We start from the raw sequence: 24,928 nt of genomic DNA, 5'->3' as shown, positions 1-24,928 counted from the left end.
TATCTAGATACTTTATGTCCCGGACTCTTTATTTAATAGATATCATGAAAAAAGACTTCCTCCATTAGGGGGGAAGTCTAAAATGTTCTTTATATTATTCCATTTTAACTTTCGCTTTGTCTGATTCTTTTTTATATTTTTGATACATAATCCAAAGAATAATTGCCCATACGGGTATAAATAATACTCCAATTCTAGTTGAACTGTTAATTAATAAGATAATAAAGATAAATGCGAAGAAAGCTAAAATCGCAAATGCCATATATTTTCCGCCAGGCATTTTGAATTTACTATCTTTATGTAATTCTGGATTGCGTTTGACGTAATTTAGATAGGCAATCATGATCAGTGTCCAAATTAAAATATTCAATACTGTTGAAAATATCGTAATTTGAACGAACACTTTTGTTGCATCTTTAAATACTGCATTTAAAATAACTGAAATACTTAATAAGCCACATGTGACTAAAATAGCATAGTGGGGTACACCATGTTTATTTGTTTTATGCAAGAATGGTGGACCTTGTTTACGACCTGCTAAACCGTACATTGTACGACTATTTGCGAAAATACCACTATTACATGATGAAGCAGCTGCTGTTAAAACGACAAAGTTAATAATACCGGCAGCAAATGGAATACCAATTAATCCGAATAATTTAACATATGGACTGTCTGCTGGGTTTAGTTTATCCCAAGGTACTACAGACATGATCACTGCTAATGAGCCAATATAGAAAATTAAAATACGCGCAGGTACATTGTTAATTGCTTGAGGAATCGTTTTGTGTGGGTTTTTAGTTTCCCCAGCTGTAATTCCAATTAACTCAATACCAATAAATGAAAAGATAGCCATTTGGAATGCCATCAAGAACCCTTGAATACCATTCGGGAAAAATCCACCTCTAGACCAAAGGTTCGTTACACTGGCTTGCCCGTAAGAGGTTTTCATTCCAAGCACAATCATCACAATACCAACAATGATTAAGGCTACAATTGTTATCACTTTAATAATTGACAGCCAGAATTCTAACTCTCCAAATAGCTTTGCACTGAATAAGTTCAAAGCGACTAATACTAAGATAGTAAATGCCGCTGTTAGCCAGTTTGGTACTGTTGGATACCAATATGAAACATATTTAGCAACTGCTGTCACTTCTGCCATGCCTGAAATAATCCAAGTTAACCAATACGTCCATCCGACCATAAATCCAGCAATTGGTCCAATATAATGATGGGCAATATCCCCAAATGATTTGAATCCTAAATTTGATAAGAGGATTTCTCCCATTGCTCTCATAAACATAAATAATACAAAACCGACAATAACATAAGTCAATAAAATAGACGGTCCGGCTAAATGTACAGATTCACCTGATCCAAGGAACAATCCTGTACCAATTGCGCCCCCAATAGCGATAAGTTGAATATGTCTATTACTTAACTCTCTTTGCAGTTTATCTTCTGCCATAATTTTCTTCCCTTTCCTGAGTAACCTTATGACTGAAACATTATGACTGAATCCAATACCCTTTGTTATAACATAAATAATTTTTTAAAACTTCAAATTATTTAATTTGTTAAGTTTAAGAATACCCTATTTAGTTAATATTAATCAAATAATAGTTTAATAGATAAGTGTTAATACATTATTAAATATAGTTAATAATGTATTAAATTGAGTATCTTTTTAAATCTATAAGCAAATTACTTCTCTTTATTTTCAATTTATTTAATAATCTAAGTTACGTAATTAAAATATGAAAGTAGGGAAATGAATGAACGATTTTAACGAAATATTAGAAAGTAGAAAATCTGTTAAAGGATTTGATCCAAATTATAAAATTCCACATGACGAAATGAATGAAATCATTAGCAAGGCAACAAAAGCACCTTCATCAGTGAATATGCAGCCATGGCGTTTTGTTGTTGTAGAAAGTGATGAAGCGAAAGCAAAATTACGCCCGTTAATTCGATTTAATACATCACAAAATGATACATCTTCAGCGATGATTGTTATTTTTGGTGATTTACAATGTTATGAGGAAGGCGAATTCATCTATAACAAAGCAGTTGAAGAAGGACATATGCCTCAAGAAGTAAAAGACCAAATATTACCTTTTGTAATGGATACTTACAAAAATAGTTCACGTGAAGTTATGAGTGACATCGTAAAAGTGGATAGTAGTTTAGCTGCGATGCAATTAATGTTAGTTGCAAAACAATATGGCTATGATACGAACCCTATCGGTGGTTTTGAGCATGACAAAATTGGCGAAGCATTCGGATATGATTTAGAACGTTACGTTCCAGTGTTAATCGTTGCGATTGGTAAGAAAGAAAAAGAACCTCATACATCATATAGAATGCCAGTTGATAAGGTAGTAGATTATCAATAATTAAAGTTTAATATAAAATATCAAAAAATATATTTCCATAAACGATTATAAAAGAAAGTTCTTTAAATAAAAATTTATGGGAATATATTTTTTCTTTAAAATGATTAATTCTTTTATAAATGGGAATAACTAACTGTATTCCGTAATAAGGAAACAATGTACATAACAATGTATTTACGATACCAATCTATATCTAGGAGAGATAAGTATGGATCAATCAAACAAAAACAAAAAACAACAACAATTAGATGAGTTAAGAAAAAATAATGATGGTACAGCAATGACTACAAATAGTGGTATGAAAGTAAGTGAAGATGAACATTCACTTACAGTAGGGGATAGAGGTCCGACTTTACTAGAAGACTTCCACTTCCGTGAAAAAATGATGCACTTCGACCATGAACGTATTCCTGAACGTGTGGTACATGCTCGTGGATTTGGGGCACATGGTGAATTCCAAGTGTATGAAGATTTAAGTGAATATACAAGTGCGGATTTCTTAACACACCCTGAAAAAACAACACCTGTCTTTGTGCGTTTCTCTACTGTACAAGGTTCTAAAGGATCTCCAGATACAGTACGTGACATTCGTGGTTTTGCTACTAAATTCTATACTGATGAAGGTAACTTCGATTTAGTAGGTAACAACGCGCCTGTATTCTTTATTCAAGATGCAATTAAATTCCCTGACTTTGTACATGCATTAAAACCAGAGCCACATAATGAAATGCCACAAGGTGGTTCAGCACACGATACATTCTGGGATTTCATTGGTCAAAATCCTGAATCTATGCACGCAGTATTCTGGGCAATGAGTGATAGAGGTATTCCTAAAAACTTCCGTCAACAAGAAGGTTTTGGTGTACACACATTTAGACTTGTAAATAAAGAAGGTCAATCTTACTTTGTTAAATTCCACTGGAAACCTAAACAAGGTTTAGAAAGCTTAGTATGGGATGAAGCACAAATCTTACATGGTAAAGACATTGATTTCCATCGTAAAGATTTATATGAATCAATTGATAAAGGTGACTATCCTGAATGGGAATTAGGCTTACAAATTATCAAACCTGAACAAGAATTTGACTTTGATTTTGATATTTTAGATCCAACTAAATTATGGCCAGAAGATCAAGTACCTGTGAAAATCGTAGGTAAAATGACATTGAACCGTAATGTAGATAACGTTTTTGCAGAAACTGAACAAGTTGCGTTCCACCCTGCGCATATCGTTCCAGGTATTGATTTCTCTAATGACCCATTATTACAAGGTCGTTTATTCTCTTACACAGATACACAAATTTCTCGTCTTGGCGGACCAAACTTTAACCAAATTCCTATTAACCGCCCAGTTGCAGAAGTTCATAATAATCAACGTGATGCAATGCATCAATCATATATTCATCAAGGTCAAACAGCCTACCATAAAAATGGCTTGAACAATAATAACCCTCATACAACACCTAAAGAACAAGGTGGTTTCGAGCATTATCATGAAAAAGTAGAAGGTTATAAAGTACGTCAACGTAGTGATAGCTTCAAAGATTACTATACTCAAGCTAAATTATATAAAAACAGCTTAACTGAAGCAGAACAGCAACATTTAGCCGATGCCTTTTCATTTGAAATTGGTAAATGTAAATCACCAGAAGTAAAACAAAATGCTGTTAATCAAATTAATAAAGTTGATCGTAAATTAGCTGAATACGTAGCAAACAATGTAGGCGTAGAAGTTCCAGCAGAAAATGAAGAAGTGCAATCAGATGCTAAAGATAGCCAATTAACATTAGAAAAATTTGATATCCCATTAAAAGGACACTCTGTAGCAGTGCTTGTAAATGGTGATATTAGCGCTGAAACATTAAAATCATATGCACAAGTATTTGTTAACAACGACTTAAACTATGCATTTGTTGGACAAACAGCTAAAAACCTTAATGATGACGAAATTGGTATTACTGAAACTTATAGCACAGCAAGTTCAACAGTATTTGATAGTGTAATCGTTCTTTCAGATGGTAAAGAAATGTTACCAGATGCTATAGATTTTGCTGAAATGAGCTATAATCATAAAAAACCTGTTGTAATCACTGAAGAAGCGAAAAATGTATTACAAAGCAATCGTATTGATTTAGATGCGCCTGGTGTTGTAGTATCTAGTGAACCACAAGCTATCCTTGACGCATTCAAACGTTACAGATATTTTGATAGAAAATAAGAAATGATTGTTTGAAAAAGCCTGAGACACAATGCGTTGTCTTAGGCTTTTTTAATATATTGGCAGTCGATGATTGAATTGAACATGCGTTGGTTCCAAATTCGTTTCAATTGTAGTCTCGGTGTCCAACATACAGACTTTCAATAAGAAAGTCTACGTCCAATGCAAGTTGAAGATACGTTACTGAGGTGAACGACAAATTCAAAATGAATTCTGTCTTGCACCTTTTGATTAAGGAGGAGATATGATGAATCGAGGTATTAATCATATTGGTCTTACGGTTCCTAGTATTGAAGAAGCCACTGCTTTTTTTAAACAGGGACTCGATGGAAAAATTGCATATGATAGTCAAACTAAAAAAGATGAGCCAAGAGGTGGCGAATATGTCGAGCATATCTTAGGACTAGAAAAAGGAGCTTCAATTATTCATAAACGCATGATGGTGTTTGGTTGTGGTCCTAATATTGAAATGTTTGAATTCCAACACGCGCAACAACATGAACCACAATTACTACAAGATGTAGGTTTTACACATATTTCTTTTTATATTGAAAGTGACGCATTTGACCATGTATTAGAGCGTGTGAAACAGGTAGGAGGAGAGCCATTATCTGAACCACATTCTAATACAAAATATGAGGATACAGAGAATAATAAAACCGTTTATATTCGAGCGCCATGGGGAAGCTTAATCGAACTTCAAACTGTACCTAATGGTTTTTACTATCCTGATGATAGTGAAGCGAAGGTATTTATTCCTAAAAGCAATGATGAGTAATAAAATGGACTCAATCATGCATAGAGTTTTTCGACAGTGACGATTTTGTGTATTTTTTCTCGAAACAGGGTAATAAACTAGAAAGCCTAGCAAAAGGTTTAATGACAGTTTAAGGGAGTAGAAAAAATGATTGATATTCAAATTCAAAAATGTGACTTAATTGAAGTCATTGGATCAATAATTAATGAAAAAGTTGAAGTTGAAAATCAAGATGCATGTGAATATTTAGCAACTGAAATTGTGAATGGATTGGAAGATTACAATAGTGAAGAAACTCAAGCCAATAATTTATTAGGCTTGAACAGTGAATTACGTCATGAAGTCAAAGAATCAAATCACGCAAAAAAAGTAATCCTTTCAGCAAATGAAGAAGCATTCTCGTCAAACGATAATAATGTAGATGTACATTCACCTAACTAGATTGAAAAACTTACCACACTTTATAACATCATTTTCTTCTAAATTTTACATAATAAAAAGCACTTCCTAACGAGTGAAAATGTCTTCATCTCATTTGGAGGTGCTTTTATTTATATTAAATTAGAAAAATAATGCTTTAACTATTCTGAAGAAAGAACCAAGTAATTGAAAGAAATCACCAGACATTAGACAACCACCTTTCCATAAAAATGATATTAAGCTTCGTTAGTTGACGTTAGCGCTTCTGTTTGAACTAAATCATCAGCTAAATCATACCAAAACTGTTGTAATTCTTCTCGTGTACGTTTTGTATCTGTACTATCTTGACCCACAAAGTCGACATGATCCCAGTCATGTTTAGTAGGTGTTACTTGCCAAATGCCTTTTTGATTTGTATCTGTTGCTTCTGTATAAGCTTGATTGAAAGGATGTTGAGATGAAATAACAGAGACAAGACCATCATTTTCTCTCCATTCTTTTTCAGTAGCTTTACCAATGACATTAGCAGTAACTGTGAATGGTAAGAAGAGATTGTAATCTGCTTTATATTTACCAAATAATGTAGGGTGTGTTGCTTCGCCTGTATATGTTTTATAAACAATATTTGGATTAAGTGACGTTTTGCGATTAAGATCCGTCGCGCCATCACGTGTTAAATCGTATAGAGCATTATCTTTCGTTTGCCATAACTTAGATGTTTTAGTACGTGAAAGGTATGATAAATAAGATTCATCAGGTTGTTGTTTTAGACCCCATTGAGACAGACCGAAGTCTACTCGAGAGTTTTTATTGCCTAGTCGCTTACCTAAATCAAAGGCGATTTGACGAACGATGGCTTCATTACCTATTTTATCAGAGGCATGTGTACCATTATGTGGTGTGCCTAGTGTTGTGATTGAAGAAACCATATTATCATGATTACCTTGGAATAATGGAGAAATGTCGCCTCCGTGTTCTTTTTGGTATTCAATTTCTTCTTGACTACCATTTCTTAATAATTCTTCTAATTGACGAACAGTTTGGCCTCCCATACTATGACCAACTAGATGCACTTTTTGACCAGGTTGCCAATCTTTATAAACACCTTCGTATGTTTTACCATAGCGTTCATGACCATATCTTTCTGCATGTGCAGCACCATAATCTACAGTACCACCTTTAATATAGTAATAAAGTTCAACAGCACGATCATAGTTACTACCAAACGCACTGATACTTGCTTCATAAGCGTTATAACCATTTTGTTCTAAGTCTTGACGAATGTTTAATTTATCGCCACCCCAATAATGTGATAAAACATTAGGATTAATATCATCTGTAAATCCATTAAAACCATGAACAAGAATAATTGGGTCTTGGTTTTTGTATTGACCTTGTTTAGCAACTTTATTAGTTTGATCTTTTGTTTCTGTTGTACCTTGTTGTTGAGATGTATTATTTGTTGTTGCTACTCCATTGTTAGCTAATGTCTCTATGCCGGCTTGTGAATTTTTTTGATCTTTAGCATCTTTATTTCCAATAGTTTCATTTGTTGTACCATCAATTGAGATCGCTTCATCTTTAGTGTTTAAAGTATTCTCTGTAGGTGTAGTAGAATCTGTTGGTTGTTTAGCTGTCACTGTTTGTTGTGTTTCAGTTGTGTCTACAGTATCATTTGTTTTTCCAGTAGACGGCGCCTCTACATCATTATTTTTTATTGCATCCTGATTTACATTTGAATCTTGTTGAGTTTTTGATGGTGTTAATTCTTTACTCTCTGTTAGAGGTGTTGACTGAGATGTTTTTGTTGAATGACTGTCAGTTGTTTTTGAAGTATTGTCTTTTGTAGATGATGTGTTGGTTTCAGCAGTCGTTGTTTGAGTTGTTGAATGGTCATGAGTTGTTGTTTTCTCTTCTGTCGGACTTTCATTTGTCACGTTTTCTGAAGAGTGAGATTGATTTTTAGTAGTTGACGTTTCAGTTGTGTTATCTTTTTTATCTGAAGTGATTGTGTCTTTTTGAATTGTGTCTTTAGTATTATTTTGAGATTGCTCAGAAAACGCTTTGCTCTCTTTTGTTGAAGATGATTGTGATTCATCTGAAGGAGTTTCTTTAGTTAATGCGTCTTCAGATTGATTTGATTGATGTTTAATAGTTTGATCAGTTAGGTTATGTTCAATTGTTTCTTCATTAGTGTTTAATTGATCAGTATCATCTTTAACTTGAGTTGAAGTTTTATTTTCATTATGTAAGCGTTGTGTTTCATTTTCATTAGTTACTGATTGAGATGTAGAAGTAGCTTGTTCGTCAGATTGAACATTGTCTTGTTGTGTTTCTTGATTATCAGATTGTTTTTTATTATCCCCAATAGATTGTGCTACAGCTGATTCAGGATTTCCCTCTTCCTGATGTGTTTCTGCTGCCTGTGCAGCACCGCCTCCCATAAATAGCAATGTTGCTACTAAAATGGATGATGCACCCACACTGAATTTACGAATACTGTATCTGTTTTCACTTTTTTTCATAAATAGCACCTCTATTAATTGTTTTTTGTTATAAAATATATAGATTAAATAAAAATATTAATTATTGAACGTGGAATAAATCCAAAAAGTTTACTAAATATCGCTTTAATATTTTCCAAAGTAACCATCCTTTCTTAACCGACAATTTAGAAAGCGTTTACAAATGTGATGAAAAATTGTCGTATGTAGAACAGAGCTACATACGAGATTTAACCATCAACGTTGTCTATTGAATGTAAATAGATAGTAACGCTATATGAAAGCGTTGTCAATAATCTGTCATAATTACATAGAGTAAATATACATTTTAAGAGTATATGAAATTGAAATGTGTAATAACATCGTAAACTAAGGAGCGAAACCCTAATAAAGTAAACTGTTCCTTAAAAATCATTACTTGTGTGTATTCAAATGTAACTCGGGGTTTTTAGGCGAACGAGGTGGTGTAATACGTCTCCCTTTTCCAAGAGACATTTGAATAATCGATGATACTAACATAATCGAATTGAAAATAATCATTAGTAGAAATACTTTATGATCAGCATCAATAGCAATATCTTTTATACGCTTAATATAAATTGAAGTGTTTGTAATATTTTCTGTATAAACAGATTGTGTTCCTTTTTGAATATTATATTTAATCAGATAGGCAATCACTGGAACAAGAAATGCTGCCGCGTAGTTACGTATTGTGTGCATCGTTTGAGAACGCTGACCAGCTTGAAGTAAATCGCCATCTAATAATGTTGCCATAGCACCACTTACAAGTGTCATACTTGCACCAAAACCAAGTAGGAAACCTTGAATGTAAAGTAAATGAATATTTACGATATCATGTAAAATCATCCAATGAACACTGACATAAAGTAACGCTGATGAGCCTAATGTGCCTAAAACACCAGCTCCTACTGCACTATAGATAAACATTTTAATCAATCCTGTCACAATGACACCTATGAAAAAGAATAAATAAAAGTGTAAAGATATAGTGAAAGGTAATTTTAAGATTCTAATTATATACACATTAATTCCTGCAATACCACATAATAAGGCTAAATGTGAAGATATAGCCATTGTTGCACCAACAAGTGGTTTCTTTGTTAATAACGTTTTAAAGTGAACAAATGGATGTTTTGCTTCATGATTAAAGACTACAAAATTTACAATGAATAAAATTGCTATAATTAGGATAGGCCAGACCCAGAGAGACCCGTACCCTTTTTGTGTAAGCATCCCCATCGGTAGCGTAAGAGCAATCGTACTAAGAACTAATGAAATAATCATAGGACGACTAATATGAATAGGTTCAGAATGTTGATATTCTTCTTTTGTTAAGAATATTGAACCTAAAATAAGACATAAGATAGCTGAAATAATATTAATAATAAAGATCCAATGCCAACGATCTAATTCTAAAGATAGACTACCTGATAGACCTCCCAATGCATTTGCGCCAAATAAACCTACAATAACCATTAATAAGAATACATTGCGGTATTGTTTAGGGAAATTGAGAAAGAGTTTTGGTAAAAGTGTGAAGAATAAAACGCCGGTACTTAAACTTTGTAACCCTTTAGCAATAGATAAAATAATTAAGTCGAAGGAAAAAAGCCCAATAATCGAGCCGATTAAAAATAGAGTTACAAAGAATAAAAAATTACGTCTAAACCCGAATTTGTGTGTCAATGTATGTCCAAGTGGCACGCCAAGTGCAAAGGCAAAGTTAGCAATCACAGAAGGTATAATGAGATATTGAGAACCTATACCAAATGATGTTTGTAAAATACCTTGATTTAAACTATAAGCCAAATTTGAAAAATATTGTGAACCAATGCCGAAGATAGTTAGTATGCCAAGTATTGATATTTCTAGCATTTTTCCTTTTTTAGATGACCAAAAGTCCATTTTTTTCACTCCGATATATGAATATGGTGTATCGTCATTTCGCAACTTAACTATTGTACTCTTATAAATGGAAAAAATAAATAAGAGTGTCTTATATATAAAATATGAAATAAAAAGAAACCTAAGAATTTAATCTTAGGTTTCTTAGATAGCGGAGGGAGAAGGATTTGAACCAACGCGAGCTAAAAGCTCCTACTAACCATAAAATGGTTAGCCTCTTAAGCCAGGCTTGAGTATCCCTCCATAATTTTACTTTAATACTATACTATATATTTTGAAGTTTGTAAAGAAAAATATTTTTTACGTAAATAATTTATAAATGTACATTAAAGTTAAAAATAAATTGTTTTATAAAAAAGACGCATACTGTCCTTTGTTTGTTTTATAATATTGATGTACATATTTTATTTTAAACATAAAACCAATTCATTTTTAAATGAAAGAAAGCAGGGGACAAATTAATGCTAAAATCTAAATTTGGTAAATCATTAGTAGCGAGTGTCGTTATTGGTGCCAGTGTACTAGGATATTCTGCCCAACATCAAGAGGCTAAAGCTGTAGAAACCAACTATTATTATGACGGGATACAAAGAGGATCATATCAAGCGTATTTAAAAGCGAAAAAAATTAGTAACAGCAGTATTTCAATCCAACGCTATCCAAATGCCTCACAAAATAATTTAAAGGCGATTGGCCGTGTATCTAATTTAAATGGCTGGAAAAAAGGCTCTCGCGATGCATCTGTAAGAAAGCAAGATTCTATGGGAACAGGAACAGTGATTGGGGCACATACATTTGTAACCAATGCACATGTTATCGATGATCAATATGGTCGTGCAGCGGCTCCGAAATATATTAAATTTCAAATGAATCGTGATGGAAGTCGTATGCCATATGTTTTCCAAGCAACAGAAGTGATTAAAGTACCACAATATGATATTGCAGTGGTTCACACAAAACAAAATATGTCTAAATATGTGAAACCAGTTAAAATTGCAACGGATTCAGAGATTAAACAATTGAAATTCAATTCGCCACTTTATTCATTAGGATATCCATGGCAATATAACGACAACACAAAAGCGTATTTTAATAAACTTCGTGTAACTCAATTCTCAACAAATGGTACAGAGATTCAAACGAAAGATATTTTTAGATCAGGTGCTTCAGGCTCACCAATGTTAAATAGTACATTTACAAAAATGTATGGCTTAAGAACATATGGATATAACTTAATGGGTGGTTCAACGGATGCTTATGCTAAACAAGAAATGTCTGGTGGCGAATCGTTTAAAGGATATGCTGGTCGTTTCGTACGTCAACATATTAAGTAATTAATATAAAAAGTACATGCTTTAGATAATGAAGTGTGTACTTTTTCATAACGACATACAGTGTCTGTTTAATATTGTAAGTTAAGGTATATATTTTTTTATTTTAAAAGGAGCGAAACAAATGAAGAAACATTACTTAGCTATCGGCGCTATAACGGCGACAACTTTACTTGCAGGTTGTGATTTAGGAGATATGATTGGGCTCAATAATTCTAGTGAAAAATCAGAACATACGACATCACAAAGTAACCAATCATCAAATAAAAACACTTCAGATAATGATAACAATAATACCCAACAAGATAGTAATAAAAGTTCAAATGATAACAATCAACAAGAAAATAAAACAAATAGTAATGTCGACAACTTATCTCAAGCTGAAAAAGTAGCGTTAGCTTTAAATGATCCTTCAGTGTCAGATTATGCTATTAACGCAAATGAATTAAGAAATCATAGTTATCTTGAACAAGGAAATGTGAGTAAAATTCATAAAAATATTGATACATACAAACTAGCTTCTATGGATTATCCTATTAATGGTTCACCATCTGGAATGGTATTTTACAGCGCATCTCCTTCGAGAGGAGCTTTTGTAACAGTTATTGGAGTAAGTAACGATAAAGTACTCGTGGCAGGTACACAATACGATGCAAACTATCAACAATTAAGAGATAACGGTAAAGAATTGGATGTAAGTACATTATATGATAAATATAATAATTCTGATTATGAAGAAATAGCAAAACAAATAGTATTTGCAGGAAGTCAAAGATCGTTAAATACTGATTCTGACGAATCTTCATCTACTGAAAAGGTAACACGTGCAAACGTCATTGATAAGGTAGAAGATTATGAAGGTCATCAATTAGATACAGAGACGTACACATATAAAGAACCAGAACAAGATGAAAACGGAGATTGGGGCTTCTCAATTTTAGATAAAAATGGAGATTTAGTTGGCTCATATATCGTTACTTCTGACGGTATAGTGACAAAATATGATGAACACGGAGATCCAATTGATTAATAAAAAGCAACAGCTGATTTTAATGGTCAGCTGTTGTTTTCTGTGTAAGTACGTTTAATTTCATCTAAACGGTCAATAAAACTATCGATATATGATTCCGGAGCGATAATTTTTGCTAAAGGAGCAAGTTGATAAGCAATGTAATAAGCATCAAACCGTGTGCAATTTACCCATGCCAAAATGGTGTCTTCATTACGTGAAACAATCTCTTTAATTGAAAATTGTTGTTTAAATTGATTCCAAATGGTTGTACTCGTTTCAAATAATACTGCATTATTCGCGAAGTCTTTAGAAAATTTTGTATCTAGAACGTGTAAGGATTGTATCGATTTCAAAGAAACGGTATGTATTTTATGTTGAAATTCGTAAGTAAACCAATAATCATAATGCATATACAAAATAGATAATGGTTTAATAGTCATTTTGTTATGATCTACTTCAATACGCACTCTATGTTTATTGACGATTGCTTTTTGAAGGTCCATTAATATTTTTCCAGGAAGTAAATCATCACGTACTTTGAATTGATGTAACATCGTCATCAAAATATGTTTATCTTCTATTCTGACAGACGACATCGCATGTAAGAAAAATTTGTAAATATCGTAATGAAGAATAGGTGTGAGACTTTGTAACTTAATGAGTAAACTTAGTACACCAAGACTTTGTTTGTTCGTAGTATCATGGGTGAGTTCATAACCACCTAATTGATAATTATAGACAATTTTAGTATGATTGCTTCTCCAAAAATGACTTTCATAAAAAAATGTATTAATTGTATTAATATCACGTTGAATAGATTTTTTGCTGACATTTGTAAAGCGATCTAAGTCTTCTTGAGTGACAACATGACCATTTAATAATAATGTCAAAATATTAAGTATACGTGTTGCTTTATCCAAAGATATATCTCCCTTTTATTAAAGTGAAAAATTTTTCAAAAATAATTATATAGCTTGTAATAGAGTTTGTTACTATATAATTTGACAAAATATTAATAGTTAAACATTGATTTTAACATTAATATTGAATGGATAAAGAATGGTGAGACCGTAATAATGCATAAACTGTATCTAACGATGGCGTAGAGAGGTGATGTGTTCTAGCCTTACGGTAAATAAAACCTTGAATTGCTTCTACTTCAAGGGGCTGATGATTTATAACATCATAATACATACTTGTCCCCATATGATCTGGATAACCAGCATAGATATGCATAATATCTTCAACAATCGTGTCGGGTAATGTAATACCTTCTGCCATAGCGACTTGTTTACCTTCTTCTAATAAGCGTGTGCATAATTGATAGACTTCTGAAATTTTTAAAATTTGTGCAGTGTTGCCACCTAAAGCAGTAATCGAATTAATACCAAGATTGACAAGTAATTTATACCAAATCGTTGTTTCTATGTGATCTTCTAATATAAGTTCTATTTTAGTATGTTCTAAATAGTGTTTAAGTTGTTCAGTACGACGATCATGCTGAATATGCAAACGGTAATCTCTGAAATGGATTACTTCATCGTCTTTTTTCTGCCCACTAATATAGACCACAGCTTGGTAGACATATTTAAATGGTAAAGTTGAACGTAAACCATATCCATTTTGAGCTAAAATAATCGTTGTCTCCTCATGAGTAAGACGGTTTAAGTCTGGAACTAAAGATTCAAGTTGATGCGTTTTGACTGCCACGATAATCACATCGAAGGAGTTAGTCATAGACTTAATATCTTTAACAATGACATGTTGATTTGCAGGTTGAAAGTGAATGGACTTATTTGTTCTTCCAAGTAATGTGATATGAGGTAATACTTGTTGTAATTCGTAGGCAATCGTCGTACCTACAGCGCCTGGTCCAATAATCGCAATACGCATTTATAACTTTCCTTTCTTTAAAATATTACATATAATTATACGTGATATTATTGAGATAATGTTATAGGAGATCGATAAAATAATGAAAAATTTGTCAAAACTTATGGAAATGAAGCAAAATGGTACAAAAATTTCAATGGTTACAGCATACGATTATCCCAGTGCAAAACAAGCGCAACAAGCCAATATTGATATGATTCTAGTTGGTGATTCGCTAGGAATGACAGTTTTAGGTTATGATACAACCACTCAAGTTACTTTAGATGATATGATTCATCATGGTAAAGCTGTTCGTCGAGGCGCCGATGATACATTTATCGTTGTAGACTTACCTATCGGAGCGGTAGGCGTAAGTGCGGAACATGATTTAAATCATGCGATAACGTTATATCAACAAACCAATGCGAATGCATTAAAAGCAGAAGGTGCCCATTTAACTGACTTCATTAAAAAATCGACACAAATGGGTATTCCAATTGTTGCACATCTTGGTTTAATGCCACAAAGTGTCGGTGTTATGGGTTACAAGTTACAAGGTGGTACAAAAGACGCAGCAGAACAACTTATTCGTGATGCACATGCCGTTCAAGAAGCAGGTGCAGTGGCGTTAGTATTAGAAGCTATTCCAAGTGACTTAGCTGGATTAATTAGTAAACAATTAGACATTCCAGTTATTGGTATTGGGGCAGGTAAAGATACAGACGGACAAGTATTGGTGTATCACGATATGTTAAATTATGGCGTAGAACGTTATGCTAAATTCGTAAAACAGTTTGCAGATTTATCTGTAGGCATTGATGGTATGAAGCAATATGATAAAGAAGTGAAAGCAGGAGCATTTCCTGCAGAAGCACATACGTATAAGAAAAAAGTATTAGATGAGGTTAATAAAAATGACACAAGTAATTAATACTGTAAAAGAGATGCAAACAATCGCACAACGCATAAAAGCGTCTGGTCAATCAATAGGTTTCATTCCAACAATGGGTGCGCTTCATGAAGGACATTTAAGTATGATGCGACGTTCAGTTGAAGAAAACGATGTGACAGTCATTAGTGTATTTGTAAACCCATTACAATTTGGACCTAATGAAGATTATGATGCATATCCTCGCCAAATTGATAAGGATGTTTCTTTAGTTAAAGCTATTCATGTCGATTATGTATTCCATCCTTCCGTTGAAGAGATGTATCCAGATGAATTAGGCATCACATTAAAGGTGGGACGTCTAGGGGAAGTCTTAGAAGGCCCACAACGTCCTGGACATTTTGATGGTGTCGTTACAGTAGTTAATAAATTATTTAATATCGTAAGTCCTAATAAAGCCTATTTTGGTAAAAAAGATGCACAACAATTAGCAATTATTGAGAAAATGGTAAAAGATTTTAATCATCCTATTGAAATTGTCGGCGTCGATATAGTACGTGAAGACGATGGACTGGCGCGTAGTTCTCGGAATGTGTATTTAACTGATGAAGAACGTAAAGAAGCGGTTCATTTAAGTAAAAGTTTAACATTAGCAAAAGATATGTATGAAGAAGGTGAACGTCGAAGTCATATGCTTGTAGGTGCAATAAAAACATACTTACAAGAACATACAAGCGGTCATATCGACGAAGTCGCAATTTATAGTTATCCTGAACTTGAAGTTGTTAATGAAATAAATGGGCAAATTTTTATCGCTTTAGCTGTGAAATTTTCTAAAGCACGTTTAATAGATAATATTATTTTAGGGAGTAAATAGAGAAAATGATTAGAACAATGATGAATAGTAAAATTCATAGAGCACGTGTCACAGAATCCAATTTAAATTATGTAGGAAGTATTACGATCGATGCCGATATTTTAGATGCGGTTGATATTCTTCCAAATGAAAAGGTTGCTATTGTAAACAATAATAATGGAGCACGTTTCGAAACATATGTGATTGCGGGTGAACGTGGTAGTGGAAAAATTTGTCTCAATGGTGCTGCATCTCGCTTAGTAGAAGTAGATGATATTGTTATTATTATGACTTATGTACAGTTGGACGAACGTGAATTAATCGATCATGCACCTAAAGTAGCGATTATGAACGAAAATAATGAAATAATTCAAATGATTCATGAAAAAGAAAATACAATAATTAAGTAATTAAGTGAGCGTGCAGTCTTAAAGAGATTATTTTGGAAAGACTAGCACGCTTTTTATATATTAAGAGTATAGAGTTATGAGTTTTTTAGAAAGTTTTGATGCATAGTGATGTTATTATGGGAAAAATAAGAGGAAAACCATCAAACGAAATAAGAATATTAAGAGGTTTTATATGTGTTTATTCTAATTAACGAAGGGTAGATACGAGTAAAGGTAAATAAAAGGGATGATAGAAATGAATTATATAAAATATTTAGAATCAAAAGATGGAACTAAACTCTATACAAAGGTTAATGAAGTTAAAGAAAGTAAAGCAAATATTATAATTGCACATGGTCTTGCAGAGCATCTAGACCGTTATGATGAATTGGTCGCGTTTTTAAATGAGCATCATTATAATGTCGTTCGTTTTGATCAACGTGGTCATGGGCGTTCTGAAGGTAAGAGAGTATTTTATAGTCATGTGGATGAAATCATTGATGACTTGGATAGGATAATTAACTACACTAAGGAGAATTATAGTGGAAGAGTATTTTTAATCGGACATAGTATGGGAGGTTACGCGGTAACTTTATTTGGTACCAAATACCCTAATAAAGTAGATGGCATTATTACTTCTGGCGCACTAACGCGCTATAATAAACGTACATTCGGAGAGCCAGATAAAAATATTTCAGCAGATACATATGTCAAAAATGAACTGGAAGACGGTGTTTGTTCTGACGAAGAAATTATCCAAAAATATAGAGATGATGATTTAGTCGCTAAAGAGATTTCTATAGGCCTCATATTTACCCTGATGGATGGTATTGCCTATCTAAAAGAACATCCAAGCCATTTTATAGATCCAGTACTCATCTTACATGGTAAAGAAGATGGTCTCGTAAGCTATAAAGATTCTATCGATTTATATAATGAAATTGCTTCTAAGAAAAAGTCTCTGTATATTTATGAAAATTTACAACATGAAATTTTCAATGAGTCGTCATATAATCAAAGTATTTTTAGAGATATCATTGATTGGTTGGATAGTAAAAATAGATAAAATATGATGTTTGACGTGAAACAATGAAGTTAATATTAAAACAACCATGAGTAGGAGTATTCTCACTCATGGTTTTTAATTGACTAATAATATGTGTGGCGAAGTTATTTTAATCCTACATATTCTTCTAAAGTTTTACCAGATTGATATACTTTGGTTGCAGTATCTTTTCCTAAATAACGTAAATGCCATGGTTCGTATTGATAACCAGTAATTTTTTCTTTTCCTTTAGGATATCTCACGATAAAGCCGTATTTATGTGCGTTTTTCGCAATCCATTGACCTTCTTTTGTTTTTCCGAAACTTGCATATAAGTTTTTATCTGAATTAACGCCACCGATGTCAAATGTAAGACCTGTTTGATGTTCTGAGTAGCCAGGACGTGCGCTATATTTATCTGCAGCTTTTTTACCATCGCGTGCAGCATAACGATTGTATAGTTGAACTTGAGTAGGATAACTTCTGTAGCCACTCATTTTGTATAAGTTAATACCCTCTTTTTGTGCAGCACTAAATAATTGTTGTAAGGCTTGTTGGGCTTTTGGATCTTCACCAGGATTATAATTTGAAGGAAGACCTATATTTTTATTTACAATTAAAATACCATCCATATATGTACGACCCTCTTTAATAACTTTTTTATGTTTTTGTTGATTGTCATCACTTTTATTAGTTTGAGATGTTTGTTTAGTATTATTTTCATTTTCATCATTACTATGTGAGCAAGCTGAAAGTAATAAAGCGCTTGTCATTAGGACTGCAGAGAATTTTTTCATGCTTAAACTCCTTTAAATTTTAATTACTATAAACAATAATGAAACATTGTACACAGTGTAACATAGTTTTTTAATTATATAAGACGCAACTTTTATGAAAAAAAGTGGTATTTTAACAAAATTTATATTTATCTTCCCCTTCAAATAATGTATAAATAATGTATAGTATATTAGTAAAATAAGAAGAATGTATGAGGGGCCAATAGATGAAAAAATTTTTATTTTTGGGTAGTATCATGATGATGTTATTAGCTGCTTGTAGTACGCATGAATCTTCAAAAGAAGATAATAAATCAAAATCAAATCAAAATAACGTTCAAAAAGCTAAAAAGAACGAATCAGATAAAAAAGATGAAACGTCATTAACCAATACGTCTAAATTATCAACGAAAAAACGATTAGCATTAGCATTCTGTATTGATGGTGTCGATCAATATACATTGACTAAAAATGAAATTCTAACTGGAATTTATGAATATAGATTACCTACGGGCAAACATAATTATAAATTAGTTGATTTTACATTAGTTAAAGTGAAACAACCAGTAAAACATGCACCAAAACATATGCAGTTCTTTACGGTTTATCCAGATAAAAGTACCTATCAAGCGCTAATTGGAGTTAATAAAGATACAGTTTATGTAGGACGTATGCAAAAAGGTACATTGGATTATAACGATTTACTTGATAAAGGAAAAGAAGCTAGTTTAGAAGAAGTATATAAACATAATAAAGATAATAAAGCTTTACCAGAACTTATAAGTAAAATGCATATTTCAAACTCGTTACCTGATAGTGCTAATGATAATGGGAATCCGTTAGCTTCAAATGATTTAGAAAAATCTGGTAGTGTAAATACGCGTTATCGTAACGAAGTGTATCAATTAATTTCTGATTTTGATGACGTAGAATTAAAAAAATCAGGTTATTTATGGGATGATGTCAAAATGACAGATCATAATGGTAACTGGATTGTGAACTATCGTAACAAAAAAGGCGAGATTCTAGGTACATATAGAATGAAACACGGAAAAATTCAAAAATTAGATGAAAATGGAAAAGTGGTAAAAGAAGAAAAATAAATGAATTGTTAATAAAACGTTGTGAGATGTTTAAATTAAGACATTTTACAACGTTTTTCTTTTTATTATGATACGATGAATAAGATTGTAGGAGGTTCGGAGCAAATGAAATATAAAAATACAACATTTCATTTTTCTAGGGATACATGGCATTATTTAAAGCATAAAAGTGGTGATGATAGATGATGACTTTTTTAGCCATTACCATTTTTGTACTCACATTAATTTTTGTAATTTGGCAACCCAAAGAATTAGATATTTCGATTACTGCTGTTATTGGTGCAGTTGTAGCACTTCTGACGGGCGTAGTAGGATGGTCAGATGTTATGGAAGTGACGAGTATAGTATGGAATGCAACGCTAACATTTGTGGCTATTATTCTTATTTCACTAATTTTAGATGAAATTGGCTTTTTTGAATGGGCAGCACTTCATATGGTAAAGGCATCTCAAGGCGATGGACGAAAGATGTTTATTTTCATTATGATACTTGGAGCGATAGTAGCTGCATTTTTTGCAAATGATGGTGCAGCACTTATTCTCACTCCTATAGTATTAGCAATGGTACGTCACTTAGGTTTCAAAGAAAAGATGATATTTCCATTTATTATCGCCAGTGGTTTTATTGCGGATACTACATCTTTACCGTTTACAGTGAGTAATTTAGTAAATATTGTTTCAGCAGATTATTTTAATATTGGATTTGTAGAATATTTAAGTCGTATGATACTTCCAAATATATTTTCATTAATCGCAAGTATTATTGTATTGTGTCTTTATTTTAAAAAGGCAATGCCAAAGCAAGTGGATATAAAAAAATGAAGGCACCTCAATTAGTTATTAAAGATGCTTCATTATTCCGTATATCGTGGTTCGTATTAGTTTTATTACTTATAGGTTATATGATGAGTGAGTTTGTTCGTGTGCCTGTCTCTATTATTGCAGGTAGTATTGCTCTTATTTTTCTTATTTTAGCGGCGAAATCGAATGCTGTTCCAGTTAGAAAAGTTGTAAAAGGCGCACCATGGAATATTGTTATATTTTCACTGGGAATGTACTTAGTTGTCTTTGGTTTGAAAAACGTGGGAATCACTCATGTGTTAGGTCATATATTTTCAAATATCGCGCATCAAGGTTTATTTACTAGTATTATGGGTGTTGGTTTTATCTCAGCTATACTCTCTTCAATAATGAATAATTTACCTACCGTACTCATTGATGCGATTGCCATTCATCAATCAGCAGTTACTGATGTACTCAAAGAGGGAATGATATATGCTAACGTAATAGGTTCAGATTTAGGACCTAAAATTACACCGATTGGTTCTTTAGCTACATTGTTATGGCTTCATGTTTTAGCTCAAAAAGGAATTAAAATATCATGGGGCACCTATTTTAAAACAGGTATCGTTATTACCCTTCCAGTTTTATTCATGACCTTACTAGGTTTATATTTAACATTAAAATTGATATAGACAGACTTATTAAAAAGAAGCCAAAAATGATATGATTTTTGGCTTTTGTTATATAAAACAAAAAGTTTAAAATTATTAAAAATGTAATATTATCATTTTTGTTTAAATAGGTTATGATAAATTATATATATTTTGATTTTTGATTCATATGTAATGAATAACAAGGGGATGACATAAATGAAAAAGAATAAAACTGGAAAGTTTAAACTAGAAATGCCGCACACCTATGCAATATTAATGTTGATTATAGTAATTTCCTGGTTACTTACTTATATTATTCCTGCTGGAGAATATGCGAGAGAAAAGAAAAACGGACAAACCATAGTTATTCCTGGTACCTATCACACAGTATCTTCAGAACATCTAAATTTTTTGAATATATTTAGAGCTGTCCCAGAAGGATTGATTAGTGGGGGAGAAATTGTTTTTTATGTATTTTTAGTGGGTGGCGCTTTTGGAATTGTCCACAAAACAGGTGCTTTTGAAAATGGTGTAAATAAAGCTATGAGAGTTTTGGGAAAAGCCAACTTTTTAATGATCCCACTAACGATGATCATCTTTTCAATATTAGGTTTTACAATAGGTTTAGCTGAAGAAACTATTATATTTGTTCCCATTGGTATTATTATTGCTCGTACCTTAGGTTATGATGCATTAACTGGTGCTGCCATGGTTATTTTGGGGGCAGCTAGTGGTTTTAGTGGGGGCATGTTAAATCCTTTTACAGTTGGGGTGGCTCAAACAGTTGCTGAACTTCCAATGTTTTCAGGTTGGGGCCTTCGAACTATCATATATCTTTTTATATTAGCAACGGCCATTTCAACTGTAATGTTATATGCTAGTAAAGTTAAAAAAGATAAAACTAAAAGTATTGTGTATCATTTAGAAAAAGAAGAAGGACAAGTTGATCAAGATCTCGATTATCAACATTTTAGTAAAAAACAAGCATTTAGTTTAATGATTATTATGGCAACTATCCTCTTCAATATATTTGGTATTTTTAAATTTGGATGGAGTTTCAATGAAATGAGCGCTAATTTCTTATTTGCAGGAATTTTAGCGGGCTTAGTAGGTGGCTTAGGGTTTAATGGTACGTTTGATGCTTTAGTAGATGGAATGAAAAATATTCTATTTGGAGCAATGATTGTTGGTGTCGCAAAAGGAATTATCGTACTGTTAGAAAATGGGAAAATCATAGATACCATTGTTCATGCATTGACGACCTTATTATCAGATGTACCAACGTCATTAGTGATTATAGCTATGTTTATTTTACAATTCATTCTTAATTTCTTTATTCCATCAGGTTCGGGTCAAGCATTAACGACGATGCCTTTAATGGTTCCTATCTCTGATTTGTTACATATTAATCGTCAGCTTACTGTCTTAGCCTTCCAATATGGTGATGCAATCAGTAATATTCTATTTCCTACATCAGCAATTTTAATGGGAGCCCTAGCTGTAGGTAAAATTTCTTATACGGAATGGGTAAAGTTTGTATGGAAACCTATATTAATATGGATAATGATATGTAGCGTTGCTATGTCTATTGCTTTAGTAATAGGATACTAAAAAAATCAGGTAAGACTGACGGTTGTCTGAAGTTAGTGAGATGGATGTCTTAAAAATCTTGTGAAAATAACGAAAGAGCGTGTGTTCGTGTTAAATGAACGCACGCTCTTTTTTATACATTAACCTTTTGATGAAGTACTGTTTTGATAACGACCATGTACAAAGAAATATAAAATCATTGCAATAATAATTAGACCTGCCATTGCAAGATATAAATAGCGATAGCCCATAAATGGAATGAGTAGACCTAAAATGAAAGGACCCATGCCTGCACCAAAGTCCACAAAAATATAGAACGTTGATGTAGCTAATCCCATCTTACTAGTGGGTGATTGTTGAATGGCAATGGCTTGTGCAGTTGGAACGATGGTTCCATAACCAAAGCCAATAAATGCTGCAGATAGTAATAGTAAAAATGGAGAACTTACTATACTTAAAATAGCTAATCCTATTGCAAAACTTAGAAGTACAGGATACATGACTTTATTTTCGCCAAAATGATCATAAATCTTTCCAGTGAATGGACGTGTCACAAAGGTCACAACTGCAAATACAATAAAGAAGAAACTAGATGCAGTAACTAAATGTAACATTTCACTGTATATTGATAAGAATGAAAGTACACTTGCATAAGCAATTCCTACTAAGATGACGACACATGAAATAGGCAATGCTTCTTTTTGTAAGAAAGCACTGAGACCTTTAGGACGTGATTGTTCTTCAGTAACTATGTCATGATTCATCGGTAATTTTTTAATTAATAAAGTAAAACTAAATGAAACGACAATGCTAATCAAACTGATGCCAAAAATTGAAGAAAATCCTAAATTATTATTTAATACTAGTCCTAAGAATGGGCCAAAAGCGGAAGCAAGCGTCACGCTTAAACCGTAGTAACCGATACCTTCACCTTTACGTTCTTCTGGAATTAATCTAGAAGAAATTGTACCCGTTGCTGTTGAAGAGAAACCAAAGGCAATTCCATGAATAAAACGAACAAACATCAAAATAAGAATACTATGAATTGTAAAATATAAAGCGATAGCTATAATAGAGCCAATGACACCGCCAATGAGCACGTTCTTAGGTTGAAGATGATCGATGATTCTTCCAGCGCCTAATCTTCCAGCTAGCATGCCAATGATAAATACACCAGCTGCTAATCCGCCAATACTTTCTGAAGCATGGTACGTTTCGATTGTGAATTGTGTAATTGTCACAATAAGCATGTAGTGAATTAAATACATAAATAAATTCACAATCGTTACAAAGATAAAGTCTTTCGACCATAAACGTTGCGACATGTTTAACCTCCTCTATTTAATCCTATTTATCTTAATTTATACTTAATTATTATAATATTAGTAAGACTTAATGTATAATTAGAATAATTTAATTTAATATAAGTAAAACTGATATAAAGGAGGAGAACATATGAATTTTGAACAGCTAATATATGTTAAATCAGTATACGAACAAGAATCAATGATTCGTGCAAGTGAACTAATGCATATTAGTCAATCTGCCATGAGTCAATCGATTGCTAATCTGGAAACAGAATTAGGATATTCATTATTTTATCGCTCCAGAAAAGGGACAATACCGACAGAAATTGGCAAACGATTGATTCCAAAAATATTGGAAATTTTGGAAGCGAAAGAACATCTCATGCTAGAAGTAGAACGTTTACAAACACATATAACAGGAAAATTAACCATAGCCACTATACCAACGTTATTTCACAAACTACTTCCTAAAGTCATTTCTCAATTTAAAGTGGATTATCCAAACGTAGATATTGAAGTTATAGAATCTGACCGTGAAAATATTATAAAAATGTTGAGAAATAATGAGATAGATTTAGGATTAATTGGTAAAAAAGAATCAGATAAAACAATGTCCTTAATTCATGAATTTCCTCTTAATTTATCGACGAATTTTAAACTTATTGTACCTGCTAAATCTAAACTTACGTTTAAAGATACTGTTAATTTAGAGGATATTAAAGACTATCCATTTATCCTCTATGATCGTAGCTTTTACCATCATCATTTGAAAAAATTCGAAGAAGAAAATGGAGAATTAAAAATTGTATTTCGTACGCATAATCCCATCGTTTTATTAAGAACTGTTGCAGAAGGCTTAGGTGTAGGTATGATTTCTAGTTACATGATCGAAGACGAACCCATTTTAAATGACGAATATATTGAGGCCATACCTCTAGGCCATCCTTTTGATTATTCAGTGTATTTTACAGCGATAGTCAATGACAACAGAAAAAATGAAACCTCTTTATTACGATTTATTGATTATTTAAAAAGTAATCATTAACAAAACTTTGTTCAAAAGTTCACAAACTTTTCATGGTATTTTACATACAAAGTG

20 protein-coding genes, 1 tRNA gene and 1 pseudogene are annotated in these 24,928 nt (G+C 32.5%); 14 read left to right on the top strand and 8 right to left on the bottom strand.

Features of this window, described 5'->3' with window-relative positions:
* Positions 1 to 94: 94 nt before the first annotated feature.
* The gene (locus HMPREF2561_RS06330) at positions 95 to 1,471 is read right to left on the bottom strand and encodes an amino acid permease (RefSeq protein WP_048681582.1); all 1,377 of its coding nucleotides are present in this window, start codon (positions 1,469 to 1,471) and stop codon (positions 95 to 97) included.
* A gap of 307 nt (positions 1,472 to 1,778) precedes the next feature.
* Here HMPREF2561_RS06330 and HMPREF2561_RS06325 point away from each other — a divergent pair, with 307 nt between their 5' ends.
* The 4 genes from HMPREF2561_RS06325 (at position 1,779) to HMPREF2561_RS06310 (ending at position 5,815) form a co-directional block, all read left to right on the top strand.
* A complete protein-coding gene (locus tag HMPREF2561_RS06325; protein ID WP_017174732.1) occupies positions 1,779 to 2,399 on the top strand; it encodes a nitroreductase family protein in 621 nt (206 codons plus the stop codon).
* Between the two features lie 208 nt (positions 2,400 to 2,607).
* The gene (locus HMPREF2561_RS06320; RefSeq protein ID WP_070468561.1) at positions 2,608 to 4,617 is read left to right on the top strand and encodes a catalase; all 2,010 of its coding nucleotides are present in this window, start codon (positions 2,608 to 2,610) and stop codon (positions 4,615 to 4,617) included.
* 244 nt (positions 4,618 to 4,861) lie between these two features.
* Complete coding sequence (locus HMPREF2561_RS06315; protein WP_049419880.1) at positions 4,862 to 5,395, top strand: VOC family protein; 534 nt, start codon at positions 4,862 to 4,864, stop codon at positions 5,393 to 5,395.
* 126 nt (positions 5,396 to 5,521) lie between these two features.
* Positions 5,522 to 5,815 (top strand): hypothetical protein, encoded by a 294-nt coding sequence (locus HMPREF2561_RS06310; protein WP_019835036.1) that lies wholly within the window; start codon positions 5,522 to 5,524, stop codon positions 5,813 to 5,815.
* A gap of 215 nt (positions 5,816 to 6,030) precedes the next feature.
* Here the strand turns inward: HMPREF2561_RS06310 and lip are convergent, their stop codons facing one another.
* The 3 genes from lip to HMPREF2561_RS06295 form a co-directional block, all read right to left on the bottom strand.
* Complete coding sequence (lip, locus tag HMPREF2561_RS06305) at positions 6,031 to 8,319, bottom strand: YSIRK-targeted triacylglycerol lipase (protein ID WP_070436550.1); 2,289 nt, start codon at positions 8,317 to 8,319, stop codon at positions 6,031 to 6,033.
* Positions 8,320 to 8,712: 393 nt separating this feature from the next.
* Complete coding sequence (locus HMPREF2561_RS06300; protein WP_048761068.1) at positions 8,713 to 10,224, bottom strand: MFS transporter; 1,512 nt, start codon at positions 10,222 to 10,224, stop codon at positions 8,713 to 8,715.
* Between the two features lie 152 nt (positions 10,225 to 10,376).
* Positions 10,377 to 10,467 (bottom strand) — tRNA-Lys (locus HMPREF2561_RS06295).
* A gap of 218 nt (positions 10,468 to 10,685) precedes the next feature.
* Between HMPREF2561_RS06295 and HMPREF2561_RS06290 the strand changes: the two genes are divergently transcribed.
* Complete coding sequence (locus HMPREF2561_RS06290; RefSeq protein ID WP_048761071.1) at positions 10,686 to 11,558, top strand: trypsin-like serine peptidase; 873 nt, start codon at positions 10,686 to 10,688, stop codon at positions 11,556 to 11,558.
* A gap of 121 nt (positions 11,559 to 11,679) precedes the next feature.
* Positions 11,680 to 12,585: a hypothetical protein gene (locus HMPREF2561_RS06285; RefSeq protein WP_017174738.1), complete on the top strand. Its 906-nt coding sequence runs from the start codon at positions 11,680 to 11,682 to the stop codon at positions 12,583 to 12,585.
* 26 nt (positions 12,586 to 12,611) lie between these two features.
* Here HMPREF2561_RS06285 and HMPREF2561_RS06280 read toward each other — a convergent pair whose 3' ends face one another.
* Both HMPREF2561_RS06280 and HMPREF2561_RS06275 read right to left on the bottom strand, forming a co-directional pair.
* On the bottom strand, positions 12,612 to 13,487 hold the full coding sequence (locus HMPREF2561_RS06280) for an HTH domain-containing protein (protein WP_070436549.1): 876 nt from the start codon (positions 13,485 to 13,487) through the stop codon (positions 12,612 to 12,614).
* Positions 13,488 to 13,605: 118 nt separating this feature from the next.
* Positions 13,606 to 14,460: an oxidoreductase gene (locus tag HMPREF2561_RS06275; RefSeq protein WP_070436548.1), complete on the bottom strand. Its 855-nt coding sequence runs from the start codon at positions 14,458 to 14,460 to the stop codon at positions 13,606 to 13,608.
* Positions 14,461 to 14,542: 82 nt separating this feature from the next.
* Here HMPREF2561_RS06275 and panB point away from each other — a divergent pair, with 82 nt between their 5' ends.
* The 4 genes from panB to HMPREF2561_RS06255 all read left to right on the top strand — a co-directional run bounded on the left by panB (position 14,543) and on the right by HMPREF2561_RS06255 (position 17,639).
* Positions 14,543 to 15,370 (top strand): 3-methyl-2-oxobutanoate hydroxymethyltransferase, encoded by an 828-nt coding sequence (gene panB / locus HMPREF2561_RS06270; RefSeq protein WP_017174741.1) that lies wholly within the window; start codon positions 14,543 to 14,545, stop codon positions 15,368 to 15,370.
* Positions 15,354 to 16,205, top strand: a complete 852-nt coding sequence (gene panC, locus HMPREF2561_RS06265) for a pantoate--beta-alanine ligase (RefSeq protein ID WP_070436547.1) — start codon at positions 15,354 to 15,356, stop codon at positions 16,203 to 16,205. Before panB ends, panC begins: the two co-directional genes overlap by 17 nt.
* Positions 16,206 to 16,210: 5 nt before the next feature.
* On the top strand, positions 16,211 to 16,594 hold the full coding sequence (gene panD / locus HMPREF2561_RS06260; protein ID WP_002449536.1) for an aspartate 1-decarboxylase: 384 nt from the start codon (positions 16,211 to 16,213) through the stop codon (positions 16,592 to 16,594).
* Between the two features lie 235 nt (positions 16,595 to 16,829).
* Positions 16,830 to 17,639, top strand: coding sequence for an alpha/beta hydrolase (locus tag HMPREF2561_RS06255; RefSeq protein ID WP_049416069.1), 810 nt, complete (start codon positions 16,830 to 16,832; stop codon positions 17,637 to 17,639).
* 104 nt (positions 17,640 to 17,743) lie between these two features.
* On the opposite strand, the gene HMPREF2561_RS06250 is transcribed toward HMPREF2561_RS06255, so the two are convergent.
* Positions 17,744 to 18,415 (bottom strand): M15 family metallopeptidase, encoded by a 672-nt coding sequence (locus HMPREF2561_RS06250; RefSeq protein WP_070468559.1) that lies wholly within the window; start codon positions 18,413 to 18,415, stop codon positions 17,744 to 17,746.
* Between the two features lie 206 nt (positions 18,416 to 18,621).
* On the opposite strand from HMPREF2561_RS06250, the gene HMPREF2561_RS06245 reads away from it, so the two are divergent.
* The 3 genes and pseudogenes from HMPREF2561_RS06245 (at position 18,622) to HMPREF2561_RS06235 (ending at position 22,543) form a co-directional block, all read left to right on the top strand.
* Positions 18,622 to 19,497: a hypothetical protein gene (locus tag HMPREF2561_RS06245; RefSeq protein WP_070436546.1), complete on the top strand. Its 876-nt coding sequence runs from the start codon at positions 18,622 to 18,624 to the stop codon at positions 19,495 to 19,497.
* Positions 19,498 to 19,682: 185 nt separating this feature from the next.
* Positions 19,683 to 20,971: pseudogene (gene arsB, locus HMPREF2561_RS06240) on the top strand (arsenite efflux transporter membrane subunit ArsB).
* A 177-nt stretch (positions 20,972 to 21,148) separates the two neighbouring features.
* Positions 21,149 to 22,543, top strand: coding sequence for a YfcC family protein (locus tag HMPREF2561_RS06235; RefSeq protein WP_070468557.1), 1,395 nt, complete (start codon positions 21,149 to 21,151; stop codon positions 22,541 to 22,543).
* 119 nt (positions 22,544 to 22,662) lie between these two features.
* Here the strand turns inward: HMPREF2561_RS06235 and HMPREF2561_RS06230 are convergent, their stop codons facing one another.
* Positions 22,663 to 23,847, bottom strand: coding sequence for an MFS transporter (locus tag HMPREF2561_RS06230; RefSeq protein ID WP_017174748.1), 1,185 nt, complete (start codon positions 23,845 to 23,847; stop codon positions 22,663 to 22,665).
* A 130-nt stretch (positions 23,848 to 23,977) separates the two neighbouring features.
* Here HMPREF2561_RS06230 and HMPREF2561_RS06225 point away from each other — a divergent pair, with 130 nt between their 5' ends.
* Entirely contained in the window at positions 23,978 to 24,874 is an 897-nt protein-coding gene (locus HMPREF2561_RS06225) for a LysR family transcriptional regulator (protein ID WP_070436545.1), read from the top strand.
* Positions 24,875 to 24,928: the final 54 nt, after the last annotated feature.

Origin of the sequence: Staphylococcus sp. HMSC069E10 (genome assembly GCF_001809205.1) — a bacterium.
Taxonomy (GTDB): domain Bacteria; phylum Bacillota; class Bacilli; order Staphylococcales; family Staphylococcaceae; genus Staphylococcus; species Staphylococcus hominis.
This window is presented reverse-complemented; position numbering and strand designations above follow the sequence as displayed.

Excerpts from the sequence above, each read along its gene's own strand:
- HMPREF2561_RS06330 (WP_048681582.1), bottom strand. The coding sequence starts at position 1,471 with ATGGCAGAAGATAAACTGCAAAGAGAGTTAAGTAATAGACATATTCAA.
- HMPREF2561_RS06325 (WP_017174732.1), top strand. The coding sequence starts at position 1,779 with ATGAACGATTTTAACGAAATATTAGAAAGTAGAAAATCTGTTAAAGGA.
- HMPREF2561_RS06320 (WP_070468561.1), top strand. The coding sequence starts at position 2,608 with ATGGATCAATCAAACAAAAACAAAAAACAACAACAATTAGATGAGTTA.
- HMPREF2561_RS06315 (WP_049419880.1), top strand. The coding sequence starts at position 4,862 with ATGATGAATCGAGGTATTAATCATATTGGTCTTACGGTTCCTAGTATT.
- HMPREF2561_RS06310 (WP_019835036.1), top strand. The coding sequence starts at position 5,522 with ATGATTGATATTCAAATTCAAAAATGTGACTTAATTGAAGTCATTGGA.
- lip (WP_070436550.1), bottom strand. The coding sequence starts at position 8,319 with ATGAAAAAAAGTGAAAACAGATACAGTATTCGTAAATTCAGTGTGGGT.
- HMPREF2561_RS06300 (WP_048761068.1), bottom strand. The coding sequence starts at position 10,224 with ATGGACTTTTGGTCATCTAAAAAAGGAAAAATGCTAGAAATATCAATA.
- HMPREF2561_RS06290 (WP_048761071.1), top strand. The coding sequence starts at position 10,686 with ATGCTAAAATCTAAATTTGGTAAATCATTAGTAGCGAGTGTCGTTATT.
- HMPREF2561_RS06285 (WP_017174738.1), top strand. The coding sequence starts at position 11,680 with ATGAAGAAACATTACTTAGCTATCGGCGCTATAACGGCGACAACTTTA.
- HMPREF2561_RS06275 (WP_070436548.1), bottom strand. The coding sequence starts at position 14,460 with ATGCGTATTGCGATTATTGGACCAGGCGCTGTAGGTACGACGATTGCC.
- panB (WP_017174741.1), top strand. The coding sequence starts at position 14,543 with ATGAAAAATTTGTCAAAACTTATGGAAATGAAGCAAAATGGTACAAAA.
- panC (WP_070436547.1), top strand. The coding sequence starts at position 15,354 with ATGACACAAGTAATTAATACTGTAAAAGAGATGCAAACAATCGCACAA.
- panD (WP_002449536.1), top strand. The coding sequence starts at position 16,211 with ATGATTAGAACAATGATGAATAGTAAAATTCATAGAGCACGTGTCACA.
- HMPREF2561_RS06255 (WP_049416069.1), top strand. The coding sequence starts at position 16,830 with ATGAATTATATAAAATATTTAGAATCAAAAGATGGAACTAAACTCTAT.
- HMPREF2561_RS06250 (WP_070468559.1), bottom strand. The coding sequence starts at position 18,415 with ATGAAAAAATTCTCTGCAGTCCTAATGACAAGCGCTTTATTACTTTCA.
- HMPREF2561_RS06245 (WP_070436546.1), top strand. The coding sequence starts at position 18,622 with ATGAAAAAATTTTTATTTTTGGGTAGTATCATGATGATGTTATTAGCT.
- HMPREF2561_RS06235 (WP_070468557.1), top strand. The coding sequence starts at position 21,149 with ATGAAAAAGAATAAAACTGGAAAGTTTAAACTAGAAATGCCGCACACC.
- HMPREF2561_RS06230 (WP_017174748.1), bottom strand. The coding sequence starts at position 23,847 with ATGTCGCAACGTTTATGGTCGAAAGACTTTATCTTTGTAACGATTGTG.
- HMPREF2561_RS06225 (WP_070436545.1), top strand. The coding sequence starts at position 23,978 with ATGAATTTTGAACAGCTAATATATGTTAAATCAGTATACGAACAAGAA.